The organism is Acidimicrobiales bacterium, assembly GCA_035540975.1.
Lineage (GTDB): Bacteria > Actinomycetota > Acidimicrobiia > Acidimicrobiales.
The window spans coordinates 1-17109 of sequence record DATLFN010000049.1 but is presented as its reverse complement, the minus strand read 5'-3'; the positions used below and the strand labels follow the sequence as shown (position 1 = coordinate 17109).

Here is a 17109-nt window from a genome sequence, read left to right as displayed (position 1 = left end):
CCTGTTCTCACTGGCCGTTCGGGACGACGAGGGGCTTGACGCAGTCGTCGAGCTTCGCCGAGAACATGTAGTAACCCTCGGCGATGTCGTCGAGCGGGATCCGGTGGGTCACGATGTCGCTCGGCTTGAGGTAGCCGTTCCGGACGTGCTCGAACAGCCTCGGCCACTGCCGTTTCACCGGGCACTGGTTCATGCGCAGCGTCAGCCCCTTGTTGAGGGCGTCGCCGAACTTGACGGCGCTGAAGATCGGTCCGTAGGCGCCGACCACCGAGACGGTGCCGCCCTTGCGAACGGCGTCGATGGCCCAGTTCAGGGCGACCGGGGAGCCGCCCTGGAGCTTGAACTTCGCCCCCGCGAGGTGCTGGAGGAGGTTGCCGTCGGCTTCGGCACCGACGGCGTCGATGGCGACATCGGCCCCGAGGTGGTCGGTGATCCTCTTCATGTGGACGACGATGTCGTCGTACTCCGTGAAGTTGCAGGTCTCGGCGTGGGCGAACGTGCGGGCCACCTCGAGGCGGTACTCCAGGTGGTCGACGACGATGACACGCCCGGCGCCCATCAACCACGCCGACTTGGCTGCGAACAACCCGACCGGCCCGGCGCCGAAGACGACGACTACGTCACCCTCGGCGATGTCGCCCAGCTGCGCGCCGAAGTACCCGGTGGGAACGGCGTCGGTGAGGAGCACCGCGTCCTCGTCGTCCATCCACTCGGGGATGACGCTCGGGCCCACGTCGGCGAAGGGGACCCGCACGTACTCGGCCTGTCCGCCGTCGTAGCCGCCGCAGGTGTGCGAGTAACCGTAGATCCCCCCGATCGCCGTGGCATTCGGGTTCACGTTGTGGCAGTTCGAGTACAGGCCCCGGGCGCAGAAGAAGCACGACCCGCAGAAGATGTTGAAGGGCACCATCACGCGGTCACCCGGCTTCAAGGAGCGGACCGAGGGCCCGACCTCCTCCACCACGCCGATGAACTCATGGCCGAACGTGTGGCCGACCCGGGTGTCCGGGATCATCCCGTGGTACAGGTGGAGGTCCGAACCACAGATCGCCGCCAGGGTCACCCGCACGATCGCGTCGTTGGGGTGCTCGATCGACGGGACGTCTTTCTCCTCGACCCGCACCTTGTAGGGACCGCGGTAGACCATCGCACGCACGAGAGGCTCCTCCGGCGGCTCGTCGTTCCGGGCGGCCCCAGTTCTGCCGGCGGGCTAGCGGCATTCGACCGCCCATCCCTGTTCTTGTCCCTAGTGGGACCGTCTCAACCGCGTTCCGACCGCCTCCGCCCACCCGTCACCTGGGGAAGGTCCCGAGCGACACGACGGGGGCGTTGAGCCGGATGGCGCCGGTGGACCCGAGGAAGGCGGCGTCGCCGAAGGCGAAGATCCCGCCATCGGCGGCGACCATCCAGTACCCCCGGCCCGTGGGCGTCGCCTGCAGGCCGACCATGGGCGAGTTCAGCCGGATGGAGCCGGTGGATCCCTGGAAGGCGGCGTCGCCGAAACCGAACACGCCGCCGTCCGACGCCACCAACCAGTAGCCCTTGCCCGTGGGCGACGCCGCCATGCCGACCATGGGCTTGTTCAGGCGGATGCCGCCGGTCGAGCCCTGGAACCCGGCGTCGCCGAACCCGAACACGCCACCGTCGGCAGCCACGAGCCAGTACCCCTTGCCGGATGGAGATGGGCTCATGCCGACCACGGGTGAGTTGAGCCGGAGCGTCCCGGTCGACCCGAAGAACCGGGCGTCGCCGAAGGCGAACACGCCACCGTCCGATGCCACCAGCCAGTAGCCCCTTCCGCTCGGCGTGGGTGTCATGGCGACGACGGGTTGGTTGAGGCGCATGGCGCCCGTAGACCCGAAGAACCGTGCGTCGCCGAAGGCGAACACGCCACCGTCCGAGGCGACCAGCCAGTACCCCTTGCCGGACGGCGTGGGCGCCATCCCGACGACCGGGCGGTTGAGCGGCTTGCCGCCCATGGACCCGAAGAACTCCGACATGCCGAACGCGAACACGCCGCCGTCCGAGGCTGCCGTCCAGTAGCCGCCCTTGCCGAGCTCGAGCACGTACAGGCCGGAGTTCTCGTCGCTGATGACGACGTAGCCGGGAATCAGGTCCACGCCGACGACGCGCGCCTTGGCGGGCAGGAAGTTGAGCGGGTCCGGTGTGTCGGGCGGGACGAACGAGGCGACCTCCCGGGGCGCCGCCGGGTCGGAGATGTCGAGCACGCGCAGGCCGTCGGCGTTGAACGCGCCGTACACCAGCGACCCCTTCACGACGGTGTGGCCGGCCGTGTAGATGCCGAGGTCGGGCGGCGGGAAGACCTTGGACCCGGGCGACTGGTAGGTGCCGATCGACGTGGGCGCCGCCGGGTTGGACAGGTCGAGGATGCGCAGCCCGCCCCAGTCGCCCGGGCGGTCGATCATGGCGCCGGTGGCCACGGGCTCGGTCGTGCACCCGCCGCCGCTGATCGAGGGGCACAGGGCCGTTCGCAGCGCGTCGCCCTCGGCCTGGTCGATGGTGAAGTGGGGAAGCGAGAGGCCGGCGTGGTTGCCACCCGACGAGATGCCGAACTCCGACGCCTGGAACGGGGTTGCGAAGCGATGGAGGAGTACCACGCCGACAGCGCCCTCCGCCTGGGCCCGCAGCACCCGCGCCGCGAACGGGCAGCCGGTGCTCGAGATGGTGGGCTGGGTGGCGTCGATCTTGGCTCCGTCGACGATCACGATCCGCCCGGCGCCGCTGGTGAGGTAGGGGTCGGCGGCGACGGGAGCCGCCGCCGTGCCGCGGGCCGGGCAACCCCGGCCGACGTAGGCCATCTGTCCGGCCACCTGCGAGCCCGGCTTGCGGTACACGGCGGCGGTGTCCTCCGGGTCGAAGAGCGTGAACATGGCCTCGCAGGCGAAGCGCTCGCCGGCGAGGGCGGCCGGTGAGTCGATGCGCAGCACGCTGTTCGGACCGATGAAGTCCTCCTCCGACACGACGGCCACCGGCCTGCCGCCCACCTCACCGATGGAGACGAAGGCGGCGTTGCCCTCGACGTTGCGCTGCGCCGGGTAGTCCCACTGGCCGATGACGTTCACTTCCGCGGGATCGGAGATGTCGAGGGTGAACAGGCCGTCGTCCATGTAGGCGACGTGCGCCCTCGTACCCGTCTCGTCGGTGACGGCGGAGTGGTTGTTGCTGAACCGACGGCATCCGTTGTTGGAGAACGGCGACGGCCGCCTGCCCAGTGGCGGCCAGGCCCCAACCAGGACTGGGGCGCGCGGGTCGGTGACGTCCACGATGCGCAGGTCGCCGTTGGGGCTGGTGACCACCGGGTGCGACGCCAGTGGTTCGCTCGACACGGAGAGCACCCGCCCGTCGGCCCGCTGCACCAGGTGGACCGAGTGTTGGCCGACGGCGCACTTGGCGGTGGCCGACGGCGGGCCGCACGGCGGGGCTTCGGGCGGTGCCTCGGAGACGTCCGCCTCGTACCGCCCCAGGAACTTCGGCGCCGCCGGGTCGGTGATGTCGTAATACGCGACCCCCCGAGGGTTGGTCGCGGACGACGGGGAGCAGGCGCTGGGCCCCTGGTGCGAGGGCCCGTCGTCGAGGGCCACGGCCAGGAGGTCGCCGGTGAACGATGGGGTCGACACGTGCAGCGCGTCCACCTCGAGGGCGGCGACGCCCGCCGGCAACGGGATGGCTGAGGCAGCCCGGGGCTTGGCCGGATCGCTGACGTCGACGATCTTCACGCTGTGACCGGTGAAGCACGGGCCCGGGTTGTAGCGCTCGGTGTGGTCGCCCGTGTCGGAGACGATGCCGGCTCCGACCACGACGGTCGTTCCGACGACGGCGAGGTCCCCGTTGAGCCCTCCCTTGCCGAGGTCGTTGAAGCCGACCAGTCGCAGGCCGCTCGCCGCCGAAGTGGGCGCTGACGGCGCCGTCTGGGCAGCGGCCGGCGTGCCGGGAACGACGCCGGGCGCGGCGAAGGAGGCCACGAGAGCGGCGGTAGCAAGCAGCCGGCAGGCACGGCGGAGCGGTCGCGCCGGATGAACGGGATGAACCGGATGTGGTTGCACCGTTGACCTCACCTCAAGAATGAGCCCGATGGAGACGGGCGGACGAGTCGAGCCGGCGCCGATGGGGCCGCTGAACCGAGGCGTGCGTCCGGGTTCGCATGACCGGCCGGCGTCCGCCGCACCAGCGCTCTGCACCCCGAAAGTCCCCGGTCGCCGTGAATAAAGGTGAACGTAGCTCCGATGGCCCATGATTTCGAGGATTGATGTCGAGCGTCCACCATCGCCTCGATCCGCGACGAAGCGGTCGGCGGAATGAGAACCGGGGCGGGCTCGGTACCCTCGTCCTCATGGAGTCCACGGGGGAGCAGGGAACGACTGGTCCGCGCGCCGAGCCGGACGGGGAGACGACACCCGACGGCGAGGGTGGCGGGCAGAGGCGGCGGCGCGGGCGGCTGGCGCTGTGGGCGGCACTGATGGTCGTGATGGGGGGAGTGGGCGCGGCCGTGGTGCTGCGGGACCCGCCGAGGTCACCCGAGGAGGACCTGGCCCTCGTTCGCGACTTCGTCGACGGCGCCGGGACGGCCCGCTTCGAGGGGACGGCGCGCTCCGAGTACGGCAGCGGCCCCGACGAGCCGGGGTCGACGTCGATCGACGTCACCCGCGTCGAGGGCTCGTTCGCCCTTCCCGGCCGGCTCCACTCCCTGGAGGACAGCGGCGGTTACGTGTTCGAGTCGATCGTGCTTCCCACCGGGTCGTACTTCCGGAGCGCCGATGGCCGCGCCGAGCTGGACGGCGAGCCGTGGAGCTACGGGCCGCCCGCCGACGGGGGCGGGGAGTCCGTGGCGCTCGCCGTCGCCGCCGGCGAGTTCGGTCCCGGCGCGGCCGAGGCCCTGTCGGCGGCGTCCGGTGTGCTCGGCGCCTTCGGCGCCCCGTTCGACCTGGCGCACGTCCTGGGCCGGCTCGGCGAGGTGCGCCGGGTGTCGCCCGGCGTGCTCGAGGCCTCGGTGCCGCTTCGGCACTTCCTTCCCGCCGAGCTGGTGGAGGCGGTCGAACGGGAGGCGGCCGAGGCGGCAGCCGACGAGGAGGCCGGCTCCGGGGACGACGAGGAGTGGGTGGGGTCAGCCGACGACATCCTCGACGGCACGGTGACGGTTCGGCTGACCCACGCCCCGGACGGGCGCCTCGACGAGCTGGAGGTGACGACCGTCACCGGCGAGGGCGAGGACCGCTCGTCGGACCGGTCCACCCTGCGGTTCTCCGGGTGGGGCGAGCCCGTGGTGGTCGAAGCCCCGGACCCCGCGTCGGTGGACCCCACCCCGGGCATCGACGAGGAGGACCTGGCCGAGTTCCGCGCCTTCCCCGTGGTCGCCCCGGCGGACCCGCCGGCGGGCATGTTCCTGGAGTACGCCACGGTGACCGACGAGGACGCCGAGGAGGAGACGTGCGCCTCGGCCGAGCTCAGCTACGGGACACGCGCCCCCGACGGCGCCCCCGAGGACGACGAGGCGCCGGCGTTCCTGCGGGTGACGGTGGTGTCGGCGGCGTGCCCGTGGGCCGACGGGATGGGCTCCTTCTTCGGGGACACGAGCGAGGCCACGCCCGTCACGGTCGGCGCCCACCGGGGCGAGCTGCGGGAGCTGCGGTTCCCGGGCGAGGCGTACGACGAGGGGATGGTCAACCTGCGGTTCACGGTGGACGGCGTCACCGTCTCCGTCGACTCCGACCTGCCGAGTGAGCAGGTGGTCGCCACCATGGCCACCGTCGGGCCCCTCGACGTCGCCGCCCAGCCCGTCGTGCGCTCGGACCCGCCGCCCGCCCGCTGATCCTCCTGGTGGCGGCCGGCCGGCAACTTCAGCCCACCTCCGGGGCCACGGGTCCCTCCGTCTCCACCTCCGCCCAGACCACCTTGCCGGAGACGCCGCCGTCGGACTCCGCCGTCCGCCACCCCCAGTCACGCGACACGCCGGCCACCATCTGAAGGCCCCGCCCACTCGTCGACTCGGTGTCGAAGCCGAGCAGGGCGGGCGGGCGGCTGTCCTGGTCGAGCACCTGGATGCGGACGACGTCGCCGTCGAGGTCGGCCGTCACCGTGAAGTCGGTGCCGGCGTGGCGGATGGCGTTCGCCACCAGCTCGCTCACGACGAGGAGGACGGCGGCGACGGCCCGCTCGGGGACGCCGGCGGCGCGGAGCAGCCCCTCGACGCCGTTGCGGGCCCGGCGGGACGCGTCGAGCTCGGGGGGGAAGGTCTCCTCCCAGGACCCGGTCTCCGCCGCCACGTCGCTCCTCGTGCTCGTCGGGCTCGCGTTTGTGCAACCCCGTGTTGCGGGGATGGTGCTACCCGAGCGCTGCCCGTGCCAATCGGAGGAGTGGAGAACCGTGGCGGAAACGACGACGAAGCACCCGTCGCCCTCGCCGGACGAGGAGCTCGACCAGCTGGACCAACTGGCGGGCCGCTTCGAGGACGAGGCGCGCTCCGTCCGGCACCTCGCCGGGCGGCTGCGCCAGCTGCGGGCGGGGCGGGCCCGGGGCCGCTCGTGGGAGGAGCTCGTCGACGGCCGGAGGCCCGGTGTGCTCGATCTGGTCGACCAGGCGGTCCGCCGCCTGACGGAGAGCAGCGCCGCGTTGCGCCGGGTGCTCGTGCGCGGGCTGCGGGCCGAGGGGGCGACCATGCCGGCCATCGCCCAGGTCCTCGGGGTTTCCCACCAGCGCGTCTCCGTGCTGCTCAGGGGCCGCAACGGCCCGGTCCCGCCCGGGAACTGAGCGGTCCCGCACGTCGGCGGCGTCGACCTCACGCCGCCGCTGCCGACGTCGTGAGGTTGTCTTCACGCTCCCGACACCCGACGCACACGGTGGTGTCACGACCGGTCCGTAGGGTGGCCCGCAGGCGGCCGCAACGTCGAACGCCGCCGTCACCGAGCGAAAGGCCGACATGAGCACGATCGTGGACGTCACCTCGCCGCGCCCCTCCGACGGCTCCGGCGCCTCCGGCGCCGGGGCGGGCTCGACGCAGCGGCGGGGGCGGCGGGGCTGGATCGAGCACTGGGACCCCGAGGACGAGACGTTCTGGGAGACGACGGGCCGGAGGGTCGCTCGCCGCAACCTGGTCGTGTCGATCTTCGCCGAGCACCTCGGGTTCTGCATCTGGGTGCTGTGGACCATCGTCGTGATCAACCTCGGCAACGCCGGCATCGTCCTGTCCGTCTCCGAGCTGTTCCTCCTGACGGCGGTGCCGAACCTGGTGGGGTCGTTCCTGCGCATCCCCTACACCTTCGCCGTGCCCCGCTTCGGCGGGCGGGCGTGGACGGCGATCAGCTCGGCCCTGCTCTTCGTGCCCACCCTGCTGCTGGCGTTCGTCGTCCCGAGCGGGTGGCTGGCCGCACAGGCGCACGGCGTCCAGATGTGGGTGCTGGTCCTGTGCGCCGGTGCGGCCGGCCTCGGCGGCGGGAACTTCTCGTCGTCGATGTTCAACATCTCGTTCTTCTATCCCGAGCGCAAGAAGGGTTTCGCCCTCGGCCTCAACGCGGCGGGCGGCAACCTCGGCGTCGCGGTGGCCCAGCTGCTCGTCCCCCTGGCCGTCGTGGTCGGCGTGCCGTCCGCCGCCGTGCGACTGCCGCAGCACGACGTGAACCTGGCCTACGCCGGTCTCATGTGGCTGCCGTTCATCGCCCTCGCCACCATCCTCGCCTGGCGCCACATGGACAGTCTGAGCATGGCCAGGGCCGACAAGCGCTCCTACCTGACCGCCCTGCGCACGGGCCAGACCTGGGTCATGTCGTTCCTCTACATCGGCACCTTCGGCTCGTTCATCGGCTTCTCGTTCGCCCTGCCCCTGGTGATCAAGAACACGTTCCCGGAGTTCCTCGCCGCCCATCCGTTCATCGCCACCTACCTGGCCGGCCTCGGCTTCCTCGGAGCCCTGATCGGCTCCGTCGCCCGGCCCCTCGGGGGCCTGGTGGCCGACCGGTTCGGCGGCTCTCGTGTCACCCTCGGGGTCTTCGCCGGCATGGCCGGCGCGACGCTGGCGGCCGCCGCCGGCGTCCAGCAGCGCAGCTTCGGCCTGTTCTTCGGCTCCTACATGGTCGTGTTCCTGCTCGCCGGCATCGGCAACGGCTCGACCTACAAGATGATCCCGTCCATCTTCGCCGAGCTGGGCCGCCGCGACGCCGTGGAGCGGGGCGTCGACCCCGGGGAGAACGTCGTCGAGTTCAAGCACCGGGCGGCCGCCGTGATCGGCATCGCCGGCGCCATCGGTGCCTTCGGCGGTTTCCTCATCCAGGTGGTGCTGCGCCAGGCCAGCATGGAGGTCTCCAACCTGGTGAAGGCGGCGTCGACACCGGCCGAGAAGGTCGCCGTCGCCGCCGCCCATGCCGACTGGTCCGTGCCCGCCCTGTGGGTCTTCCTCGGCTCCTACGTGGTGTTCGGCACCGTCACGTGGTTCTTCTACCTCCGGCGGAACGTGGCCACCGACCGCATCCCGAGCCTGGCCGCCGCCGGCGTGTAACCACCCCCCGGCCCCGCCGTGCCGGTCGCCGGTGGTGGGAAACCGTCGAATCCGGCGATACCGTTGAGCTCGTGATTGGGGGCCGGCCGGGTCGGGCTACAAACGCCCACGATGGTCGTCTCTCAGAGGAGGAGGCGGTGCAGGCCGACCGGGTGAGGCGGCGGTGGGCGGACCTGTGCCGCTGGGACCCCGCCCTGCCCCCCGACGCCGAGCCCACCATGGCCGGCCCGATGGTCGACGCCCTGTACGCCGCCTTCGACCACCCCCAGCCCCTGGGGTGGGGCCTCGACCCCGCGTTCGAGCCGGTGGTGGGCGACTTCGCGGCGATCGTAGGCAGCGTCGACGCCGCGCTGGCCCAGCTCGTCTGCCTCCACGAGGCGTTCCGGCAGGTCGTCGTGGACGAGCTGGACGAAGCGGAGCGGGACGAGGCGCGCCGGCGCCTCGACATGATCATCCACCGCACGATGATCGTGGTGGGCGAGGCGGCGGTGCACCACCTCGTGGAGGAGGCGCTGACCGACCCGCTCACGGGCGTCCGCAACCGGCGCGCCTTCGAGATCGACCTCGAGCGGGAGACGGCCCGGGCCCGCCGCCACCGGCGCCCCCTCACCCTCGCCGTCATCGACGTGGACGGGCTGAAGCGGCTGAACGACGCCAAGGGCCACGGCGCGGGCGACCAGGCGCTGCGGGCCGTCGCCGAGGCCCTGCGGCGGACCGCACGCCGGGAGGACGGGGCCTACCGCATCGGCGGTGACGAGTTCGCCCTGCTCCTGGTCGATTCCGTCGTCCCCGGCGAGGACGTGGTCGTCGACCGCCTGCGCGAGGCGGGCGCTCCCGCCTGCAGCGTCGGTCTGGCCTGCCTGGTGGACGACACGGACGACGATCTGCTCGAGCGCGCCGACCGCCGGCTCTACGAGCTCCGCCGGGCCCGCCGTCGCCGGTCGCGCGCCGGCCGGTCGGCCTGAGCCGGGTCGCCTCAGGCGGCCGCGTCGGGCGCCATGTCGTCGACGCGGCCGGTCGGGCCGGGGAGGGCCGCCGCCGCCCGCCGGCGCCGGCGGGCCGGGACGACGGCGGCGGTGAGGGCGGCAGCCAGGCTCACCGCCCCGCCCAGGGCGAGACCGGCCGGTGCGCCCCACCTGCCGGCCACGTACCCGAGCAGCGGGCCGCCGACGGGCGTCGAGCCCAGGAAGACCAGGCCGTAGAGGGCCATGACCCGGCCGCGGAGGGCGGGCGCCGAGCTCAGCTGGAGCGTCGCATTGGCGGTGGCCAGGAAGAGCAGCATGAAGGCGCCGACGGCGACCAGGGCGACGGCGACGGTCAGCGTCGTGGGCGCCACGGCGGCGACCAGGTTGGCCGCACCGAACGCGATCGCCGAGCCGACGAGAACCGAGCGGGTGGGCCGCGCCCGGCCGGCGGCGACGAGGGCCCCGATCAGCGAGCCCAGTCCCAGCGCGCCGCTCAGGACGCCGTACAGCCGGGGGCCGCCGCCCAGGGTCTCGGCCGCGAGCAGGGGGATCACCACCTGGGAGTTGAAGCCGAACGTGCCGATGACCGCCACGAGCAGCAGCGGGGACCGCAGGCGGGGGTCTCCCCACACGGTGCGAAGGCCCTCGCGGATCTGGCCCGGCCGCCGCCCGGGGGCGAGCACCGGCGCCCGGTGGAGCTCCTCGGGGCGCATCGTCCACAGCGCCGCCATGACCGCCAGGTACGACGCCGCGTTGACCAGGAAGGCAGGCGCCACGCCGGCCGTGGCGATGACGGCGCCGGCCGCCGCCGGCCCCAGAAGGCGGCCGGCGTTGAACATGGCGCTGTTGAGCCCGACGGCGTTCGGGACTTCGTCGGGGCCCACCATCTCGATGACGAACGACTGGCGGGTCGGCATGTCGACCATCTGCACCATGCCGAGCAGGAAGGCGAGCACGTACACCATCCACAGCTCGACGCTTCCCGCCGCGACCAGCGCCCACAGGGTGAGAGCGAGCACGGCGGCCGCCGCCTGGGTCACGAGCAGGATCCGGCGCTTGTCGAAGCGGTCGGCGATCACGCCCCCCCACATCCCGAACAGCAGCATGGGGAGGAACTGGAGGGCGACGGTGACGCCGAGGTCGAGGCCGCTCCCGGTGAGGGTCAGCACGAGCCAGCTCTGCGCCACCTGCTGCATCCACGTGCCCGACACCGACACCAGCTGGCCCAGGAAGAACAGGCGGTAGTTGCGAACGGCGAGCGAGCGGAAGGTGCGCCGCGTGGCGGCGCCCACCAGCGCCCGCGGACGCTCGCCGAGTGCGGCGCGCGGGGACGTCACGATCCGTCCAGCAGGCGGTCGAGGGCGTCGGCCGCCCGGGCCAGCGCCCGGCGGTCGGCATCGGGGAGGGTGCTGAGGCGGGCGGCCAGGAAGGCGTCCTTGCTCGACCGCGTGCGGGCCAGCAGCTCGCGGCCGGCGTCGGTGATCGCCACCCGGGCGACGCGCCGGTCCCGTTGATCCGTGGTGCGGGTGACGAGGCCCATCTCCTCTAGGGAGGCCACCACGCGCGTCATGGTCGGCGGCTTCACCCGCTCATTCGCCGACAGCTCGCCCAGCGTCGTCGGGCCGTGGCGATCCAGCGTCGACAGGGCCGACAGCTGCGAGGCGCTCACCTCGTCGCCGCTGTGCACGCGCAGCAGCCGCGCCACCCGCATCACCGACAGCCGGAGGCGGGCGGCCATCTCGGCGTCGGGCTCCGCTGCGTGGGCGACGGTCGGGGCGGTCACGGCGTCCATGTTCCCCTGAACTACTTAGCAACACGAATTATTTCTCCGGCAACCTCCCGAAAAAACCGCCCACTTGCCGCGCTACAGACCTCCGCTGGTCGTGCCGAGACCACTCACAGTGGCCGTTCCGTTCCGGGCCCCTGCGACCGAAGGAGGTCCGATGAGCCCTGCATACCGAGAGTCCGAGAGCGAGGCGGCGGCGACGCCGTCCGACCGGCTGCGGGTGCTGCTCGTGGACGACGACGCCGAGGTGCGCGGACTGCTCGAGGTCGTCCTCGACGGCGACGGGCGGTTCGATGTCGTGGGCCGGGCCGGTGACGGCGTGGAGGCGCTGGAGCTGGCCCGCCAGCACCGGCCCGACGTCGTGGTGCTCGACCTGACGATGCCGGGCATGGACGGCTTCAACGCCCTGCCCCACCTCCGACGGCTGCTCCCGGCGGCGCGCATCGTGGTCGTGTCGGCGTTCCCCGATCCGTACACGCTGCTCGACACCGTCCAGATGGGTGCCGACGGCTACATCGACAAGAGCCGCGTGTGGTGCGAGCTCATCCCCACCCTGAGCGGCCTCTGCGCACTGGTCTGAGCACCCGGGGGGCGGACCGCCCGATCACCTACGATTCGGCGTCGTGACGGCCGAGCGCACCCCGGGCCCCGAGCGGGCCCGACGGGCCGCCTCCCGATGACGGTCCGCGAGCGGGCCCGACGGGCCGCCCCCGATGACGGTCCGCCTCCGCTTCTCGCCGTCGCCCACCGGGTACTTCCACGTGGGCGGCGCCCGCACGGCCCTCTACAACTGGCTCGAGGCGCGCCGGTCGGGTGGCACGTTCATCCTCCGCATCGAGGACACCGACACCGAGCGCAACCGCCCCGAGTGGGCCGAGGGGATCCAGTCGGCGCTGCGCTGGCTGGGCCTCGACTGGGACGAGGGGCCGTACTTCCAGTCCGAGCGGTCGCACCTCTACGCCGCCGCGGCCGCCAGCCTGCTGGAGGCGGGGAGCGCCTATTGGTGCGACTGCGCCCGTGACGTGGTGGAACAGCGCACGAAGGGCAACGCCGTCCCCGGCTACGACGGCTTCTGTCGCGCCCGGGGCCTGGCGGCCGGCCCCGGCCGGGCCCTCCGGTTCCGGGTGCCCGACGAAGGGTCTACGACGGTGGTGGACGTCATCCGCGGCACGCCGACGTTCGAGCACGCCACCATCGAGGACTTCGTCATCGTCCGTTCGAACGGCACGGCCCTTTTCGTGCTGGCCAACGTGGTCGACGACGCCGACATGGGCGTCACCCACGTCGTCCGGGCCGAGGAGCACCTGCCCACGACGCCCAAGTACGTGCTGCTGCACGGGGCGCTGCGCCCCGACCTCGACCTGCCGGTGTTCGCCCACGTGCCCGTCCTGGTCGACGAGCGCCGCCAGAAGCTGTCGAAGCGACGGCACCGGGTCGCCCTCGAGGACTACCGGGACCTGGGCATCCTGCCCGAGGCGATGCGGAACTACCTCGTGCTGCTGGGGTGGGCGCCTGGTGGCGACCGGGAGGTCCTCACCCTCGACGAGATGGTGGCCGAGTTCCGGCTCGAGGACGTCAACTCGTCGCCCGCCTTCTTCGACGAGCGCAAGCTGCTCCACTTCAACGGCGAGTACGTGCGCGCTCTCCCCGTGGAGGAGTTCGTCGCCCGGTCGGCGCCGTTCCTGGAGCGGGGCCCGTGGAAGCCCGAGGACTTCGACGAGGCCGCGTTCGCCCAGATGGCGCCACTGGTGCAGGAGCGGGTGAAGACCCTCGCCGAGGTACCCGCCATGGTGGACTTCCTTTTCCTCCCCGAGCCCGCGTTCGACGAAAGGGCGTGGGGGAAGCGGGTCGAGCGGGGCGCGTCGGCCCGGGAGATACTGGCCGGGGCGCTGGAGGCGTACGCGTCGTGCCCGTGGGACGCCGAGACGCTCCACGAGGTCACCGCTTCGGTCGGCGAGCGGCACGGGCTCGCGCTGGGCAAGGCGCAGTTCCCGGTTCGGGTGGCGGTCACCGGCCGAGACGTGGGGCCGCCGCTGTTCGAGTCGATGGCGGTGCTCGGGCGCGAGCACGTGCTCGAGCGGCTGCGCTCCGCGCTGGCGCGGCTGGGGGAGTAGCAGCCGCTCGTGCCCGGGCTGGGTCTGGTCGTCAAGCTGGCGTCCGCCCTCGCCGCCGCCGTGTTCCTGTACCTGGCGGTCACCTTCGTGCAGGTGTGGCAGGCGTCACGCAGGGACCAGGCGCGCCAGGTGGAGGCGATCGTCGTGTTGGGCGCGGCCCAGTACGACGGCGAGCCCTCGCCTGTCCTGCGCGCCCGCCTGGCCCATGCCGCCGACCTCTACGACCGCGGGCTCGCCCCGCGCATCGTCGTCACGGGCGGGAAGCAGTCGGGTGACCGGGTCACCGAGGCGACCGCGTCGGCCCGTTACCTCGCCAGTCGCGGGGTGCCCGATCGAGCGATCCTGCGGGAGGTCAAGGGCCGCTCGTCGTGGCAGCAGCTGGCTGCCGCCTCCGAGTTCCTCGAGCAGCGGGGGATCAGCCGGGTGCTCCTGGTGTCCGACGGGTTCCACGCCGCCCGCATCGCCGCCATCGCCGACGAGCTCGGTCTCGTGGCGTTCACCTCGCCGGCGCCCGGGTCCCCGATCGCAGGCGCCGAGAAGCTTCCCTACCTCGGGCGGGAGACGCTCGCCGTCGCCGCCGGGCGGCTCATCGGCTTCCGGCGCGTCGCGGGGATCAAGACCGGCTCGAGCGGGCCCGCCGCTCCCGCCGACCTCCGTTTCGTCGCCGGTGCCGCCGGCTAGCGGCTAACCTGCGAACCGCCCGTTCGGGGGTGGTGTAATCGGCAACACAACAGGTTCTGGCCCTGTCGTTGGGGGTTCGAGTCCTCCCCCCCGAGCTGCCGCCGGCGCAAGCCGGCGGGTACGGCCCCATCGTCTAGAGGCCTAGGACACCACCCTCTCAAGGTGGCGACACGGGTTCGAATCCCGTTGGGGCTGCAACACCGGAACCCCTGCTGCGGCAGGGGTTTTGTGCTTCTGACCTGCGGTTTCGTGGTTCGTCCGTCGAGTCGGGGTCGTCCAGGGAGTGTGCTCCAGTCCTCCTCGTGATGCCGGTTGTCGTCGAGATTTGTGCCCAGATTGTGCCCGGCGCGACCCCTCGCCGTCGACCGCAGGCGGAGAGGCGGGTCCATGTGGGCACAGCGGCCTGTCACTACCGCGCCGGTCGCCCTCGACTTGGTGCGCCGAAGCTTCGGCGTCGGATGGCAGACTCGTCCCGCCGCTCGAATCCGAGGCCGTCAACCACGCTTGGTCGCGAAGAGCCACATAAGCACCCGCGATAAGCACCTCGTCAGTCCGTGGCTCCGGGGTTTGCACCACGGCCAACGCGCTCGTCTTCGCGGGCTCAAGGGAGTGTCGCGAAGAACTCCGCGGAAGACTCCCGCTCGAGTGAGAGCCTGGCCCGCACCAGTGCGAGCGTGCTGCGCAGCTCTTTGTCGTCTGTGACGAGCACATCGATGTAGGGCCCGCAGGCGACATGGTGGGCGTCAGCCAGATCGGAGTCCTGGATCTTCCGCCCTTCTCCCATCGTCCGAGCCAGCCGGGCAAGCCGGATGGCGACGAAGGCGGATGCCGAGGGCGTTTGTTCCGGACCGACGGATACGTGATCGGGAACACGACCTCGTTGGCGCCCTGCATCGGCGATGTCGCGTACCCAATCGTCGAGGTCCACGTCGGCGATCCACTCCCGCATCAGTCGCGCCGGCTTAGTGGCACCCTCCTCGATCAGCCGGTCGCGCATCTTTTCCTGCACCGCTCTCTCTGCGCTCAGGAACGCGACCTTCTCGCGATGCAGCTCATTGGCGAGTTCGAACACGTCGCGACCGGACTGCGCCAGGCGACGGACGTCACGACGGAGTTCGCGGGACAGGTACCGGTCCTCCTCGGACAAGACTCCGCCGGTGCTGGTCTCCTGTCGGTGTCGTTCGCTCAAGGGCAGGAGCAGGCGGTCGCCGACGAGCTTGAAAAACAGGTCGACCATGCGCCGGGCCTTCTTTCCCGCCTGTGGGAACGCCTCGATCACCTCCTGGAGTAGGTCGAGCGACCCCACTACCTCGATCTTCCCAGCCTTGACGGCCCGCGAGACGCGGTGGAGAGCGTGCTCCGGATGCGGACTCGTGTCGGGGCCGGCGAAGTAGTTGAACTGCTGAGCATCGAAGTACACGCGCCGTGCGGAGCCGGTGTAGGGAGCGGTCACCGTCACATGAAGAGCCGATAGTCGTACGGCACTGGGGCGAGGTCGGGGATGTGTTTGATGGTCCGAGCGAGCACGTCGGCGTAGCGGAGGGTGCACGGGTCGCCGTCGTAGAGGGCGTCGTTGTTCCAATCCATCTTGCTCAGTGCCAACACTTGTGCCGCGGTCTCAGTCAGTGGACCCGCGCCGGCGTCGCGCGTCAGGAGAAGGGGTCGTGGAGTTCCCTTGCCGCCCTGCAGGTAGTTCGCCTTGCCCGTCAGGGTCGCTTCTGGAGCGTTACCGGCGACCCAGACGAGCACCGATCGTTCGTCGAGCTGGAAGCTCGTGCCGCGCTGCATGGCGTACCCGGGGGCTGCTCGCTCGTTTCGTCGTCGTGGAGCATCAAGCGTGAGGCCACGCCAGCTCGAGCGCGTGATGCTCACACACTCGAGGGCGGTGGAAGCGCCCCAAGCGTCCGTGCAGCCTGCAGTCTCGTCGGCTGTGAACGGCGTCTTCTTGTGTACGACGAGCCGGCGCGGGGTGTGACCATGGTGGCGGTCCTGGTAGAGCGCGAGGCTCCGCGACATGACGAGCCGCATGTCGTTGCGCGTCAGGAACGGATTACGCAAGTCAGTGCCTTGCCCGACGTCATAGGCGATGAACTCCATGCCGCCGCCGTCGGAGTCGAACACCTGGCTGCAACAGGTCACGAACGTCGTCGTCCCATCGTCGGCTGGACGCAGCGCGTATGAGATACCTATGTAGACAGTCTCCGGATCAAGGGGTGCTTGGCTTGTATCGAGCTTCCATGGCGTCCCCCCGCCCTTTGCGTAGAGCGCGGTACCAAGTCGCCACGCGACGCTCGCCCGGCACCGATAGACGAGCGCATCCCGCGTGATGATCTGGGTCGGAAGTCCGAGCTGCGCTCCGACCGCTTTCACTGAGTCGTGGAGGTCAAATCCTTCTTCCTGGTTTACGAAGAAGCTGCGATACCTTGGCGGGAGGTAGAAGACAACGACATCGAAGCGATCGCGTACGACGCTGAGCCGACGCAGCCCTTCAGCGAGTATGTGGGCGAGGTGGCGGTGCGGGCGACCAGACACCTTCAGTTTGCTGTCGAGGTCGTCGGAGAGCGCGAGCTGCGCTGAATCGTGTGCGGGTCCGAGGCGCGCATCGAAGACCTGTCGAAACCCAGGCCAGGGTGGCAGATACGGCGCACGTTCTCGTGGCTCATGTTCATGAACCAACTCGTTCAGTTGCTTGCGGAGCGCTGGGAGGTCAGGGCCGGGAGCCAGCAGGGCTACGCGAATCTCGGGATCCGTGTCACTGAACGCGCGTCGCGAGAAGGGTCCGAAGTCACGCAATCCGATGAGCGGGTTGAGAGCCGTCTGGGATCGGTCGGTCGGATCGAAGGCGAGTCGGATCTCGGGGAGTTCCCAATAGCCGTGAAGTCCTCCCGTCCGGTCCGAGTCGGTCGAGATCATCCCGTCGCCTCCGGGATCGTCGAGTCAGCCCACGAGGCGAGGGGCCGGCTGTAGGCGGTCTGGCCGAGCAGCTCGAAGCAAGGGTCAACGCCGTCAGCTGGCGGCAGGTTCCAGGTCAGCACGTCGCGAGGGCCTCTGCCCTGT

The 17109-nt window shown here is 71.3% G+C and carries 14 protein-coding genes and 2 tRNA genes; 9 read left to right on the top strand and 7 right to left on the bottom strand.

The annotated features are described in order from the left end of the window. Positions 1-7: 7 nt before the first annotated feature. Both VM242_06165 and VM242_06160 read right to left on the bottom strand, forming a co-directional pair. Complete coding sequence (locus VM242_06165; protein ID HVM04736.1) at positions 8-1147, bottom strand: zinc-dependent alcohol dehydrogenase; 1140 nt, start codon at positions 1145-1147, stop codon at positions 8-10. A gap of 145 nt (positions 1148-1292) precedes the next feature. Continuing rightward, complete coding sequence (locus VM242_06160) at positions 1293-3983, bottom strand: hypothetical protein (GenBank protein ID HVM04735.1); 2691 nt, start codon at positions 3981-3983, stop codon at positions 1293-1295. Positions 3984-4351: 368 nt separating this feature from the next. Here VM242_06160 and VM242_06155 point away from each other — a divergent pair, with 368 nt between their 5' ends. Next, the gene (locus VM242_06155) at positions 4352-5827 is read left to right on the top strand and encodes a hypothetical protein (GenBank protein HVM04734.1); all 1476 of its coding nucleotides are present in this window, start codon (positions 4352-4354) and stop codon (positions 5825-5827) included. A 28-nt stretch (positions 5828-5855) separates the two neighbouring features. Here the strand turns inward: VM242_06155 and VM242_06150 are convergent, their stop codons facing one another. Next, on the bottom strand, positions 5856-6281 hold the full coding sequence (locus VM242_06150; protein HVM04733.1) for an ATP-binding protein: 426 nt from the start codon (positions 6279-6281) through the stop codon (positions 5856-5858). Positions 6282-6381: 100 nt separating this feature from the next. Between VM242_06150 and VM242_06145 the strand changes: the two genes are divergently transcribed. The 3 genes from VM242_06145 (at position 6382) to VM242_06135 (ending at position 9471) form a co-directional block, all read left to right on the top strand. Next, on the top strand, positions 6382-6765 hold the full coding sequence (locus VM242_06145) for a hypothetical protein (GenBank protein HVM04732.1): 384 nt from the start codon (positions 6382-6384) through the stop codon (positions 6763-6765). A 169-nt stretch (positions 6766-6934) separates the two neighbouring features. Then, positions 6935-8506, top strand: coding sequence for an MFS transporter (locus VM242_06140; protein HVM04731.1), 1572 nt, complete (start codon positions 6935-6937; stop codon positions 8504-8506). 137 nt (positions 8507-8643) lie between these two features. After that, positions 8644-9471, top strand: coding sequence for a GGDEF domain-containing protein (locus tag VM242_06135; GenBank protein ID HVM04730.1), 828 nt, complete (start codon positions 8644-8646; stop codon positions 9469-9471). 11 nt (positions 9472-9482) lie between these two features. On the opposite strand, the gene VM242_06130 is transcribed toward VM242_06135, so the two are convergent. Together VM242_06130 and VM242_06125 are read right to left on the bottom strand one after the other, a co-directional pair. Beyond that, complete coding sequence (locus VM242_06130; GenBank protein HVM04729.1) at positions 9483-10808, bottom strand: MFS transporter; 1326 nt, start codon at positions 10806-10808, stop codon at positions 9483-9485. Beyond that, the gene (locus VM242_06125) at positions 10805-11254 is read right to left on the bottom strand and encodes a MarR family transcriptional regulator (GenBank protein ID HVM04728.1); all 450 of its coding nucleotides are present in this window, start codon (positions 11252-11254) and stop codon (positions 10805-10807) included. Before VM242_06125 ends, VM242_06130 begins: the two co-directional genes overlap by 4 nt. A 160-nt stretch (positions 11255-11414) precedes the next feature. On the opposite strand from VM242_06125, the gene VM242_06120 reads away from it, so the two are divergent. From VM242_06120 to VM242_06100, 5 genes are all read left to right on the top strand, one after another. Then, the gene (locus VM242_06120; protein HVM04727.1) at positions 11415-11837 is read left to right on the top strand and encodes a response regulator transcription factor; all 423 of its coding nucleotides are present in this window, start codon (positions 11415-11417) and stop codon (positions 11835-11837) included. Positions 11838-11970: 133 nt separating this feature from the next. Continuing rightward, positions 11971-13371, top strand: a complete 1401-nt coding sequence (gene gltX, locus VM242_06115) for a glutamate--tRNA ligase (GenBank protein ID HVM04726.1) — start codon at positions 11971-11973, stop codon at positions 13369-13371. A 9-nt stretch (positions 13372-13380) separates the two neighbouring features. Beyond that, positions 13381-14052 carry a YdcF family protein gene (locus VM242_06110; GenBank protein HVM04725.1) on the top strand — a complete coding sequence of 224 codons (672 nt, stop codon included), beginning with the start codon at positions 13381-13383 and terminating at the stop codon, positions 14050-14052. Between the two features lie 23 nt (positions 14053-14075). Continuing rightward, positions 14076-14147, top strand: a tRNA-Gln gene (locus VM242_06105). Positions 14148-14174: 27 nt separating this feature from the next. After that, a tRNA-Glu gene (locus VM242_06100) sits at positions 14175-14247 on the top strand. Positions 14248-14653: 406 nt separating this feature from the next. Here the strand turns inward: VM242_06100 and VM242_06095 are convergent. Further along, positions 14654-15511: a hypothetical protein gene (locus VM242_06095; protein ID HVM04724.1), complete on the bottom strand. Its 858-nt coding sequence runs from the start codon at positions 15509-15511 to the stop codon at positions 14654-14656. After that, a complete protein-coding gene (locus VM242_06090) occupies positions 15508-16965 on the bottom strand; it encodes a hypothetical protein (protein HVM04723.1) in 1458 nt (485 codons plus the stop codon). Before VM242_06090 ends, VM242_06095 begins: the two co-directional genes overlap by 4 nt. Positions 16966-17109 lie beyond the last annotated feature (144 nt).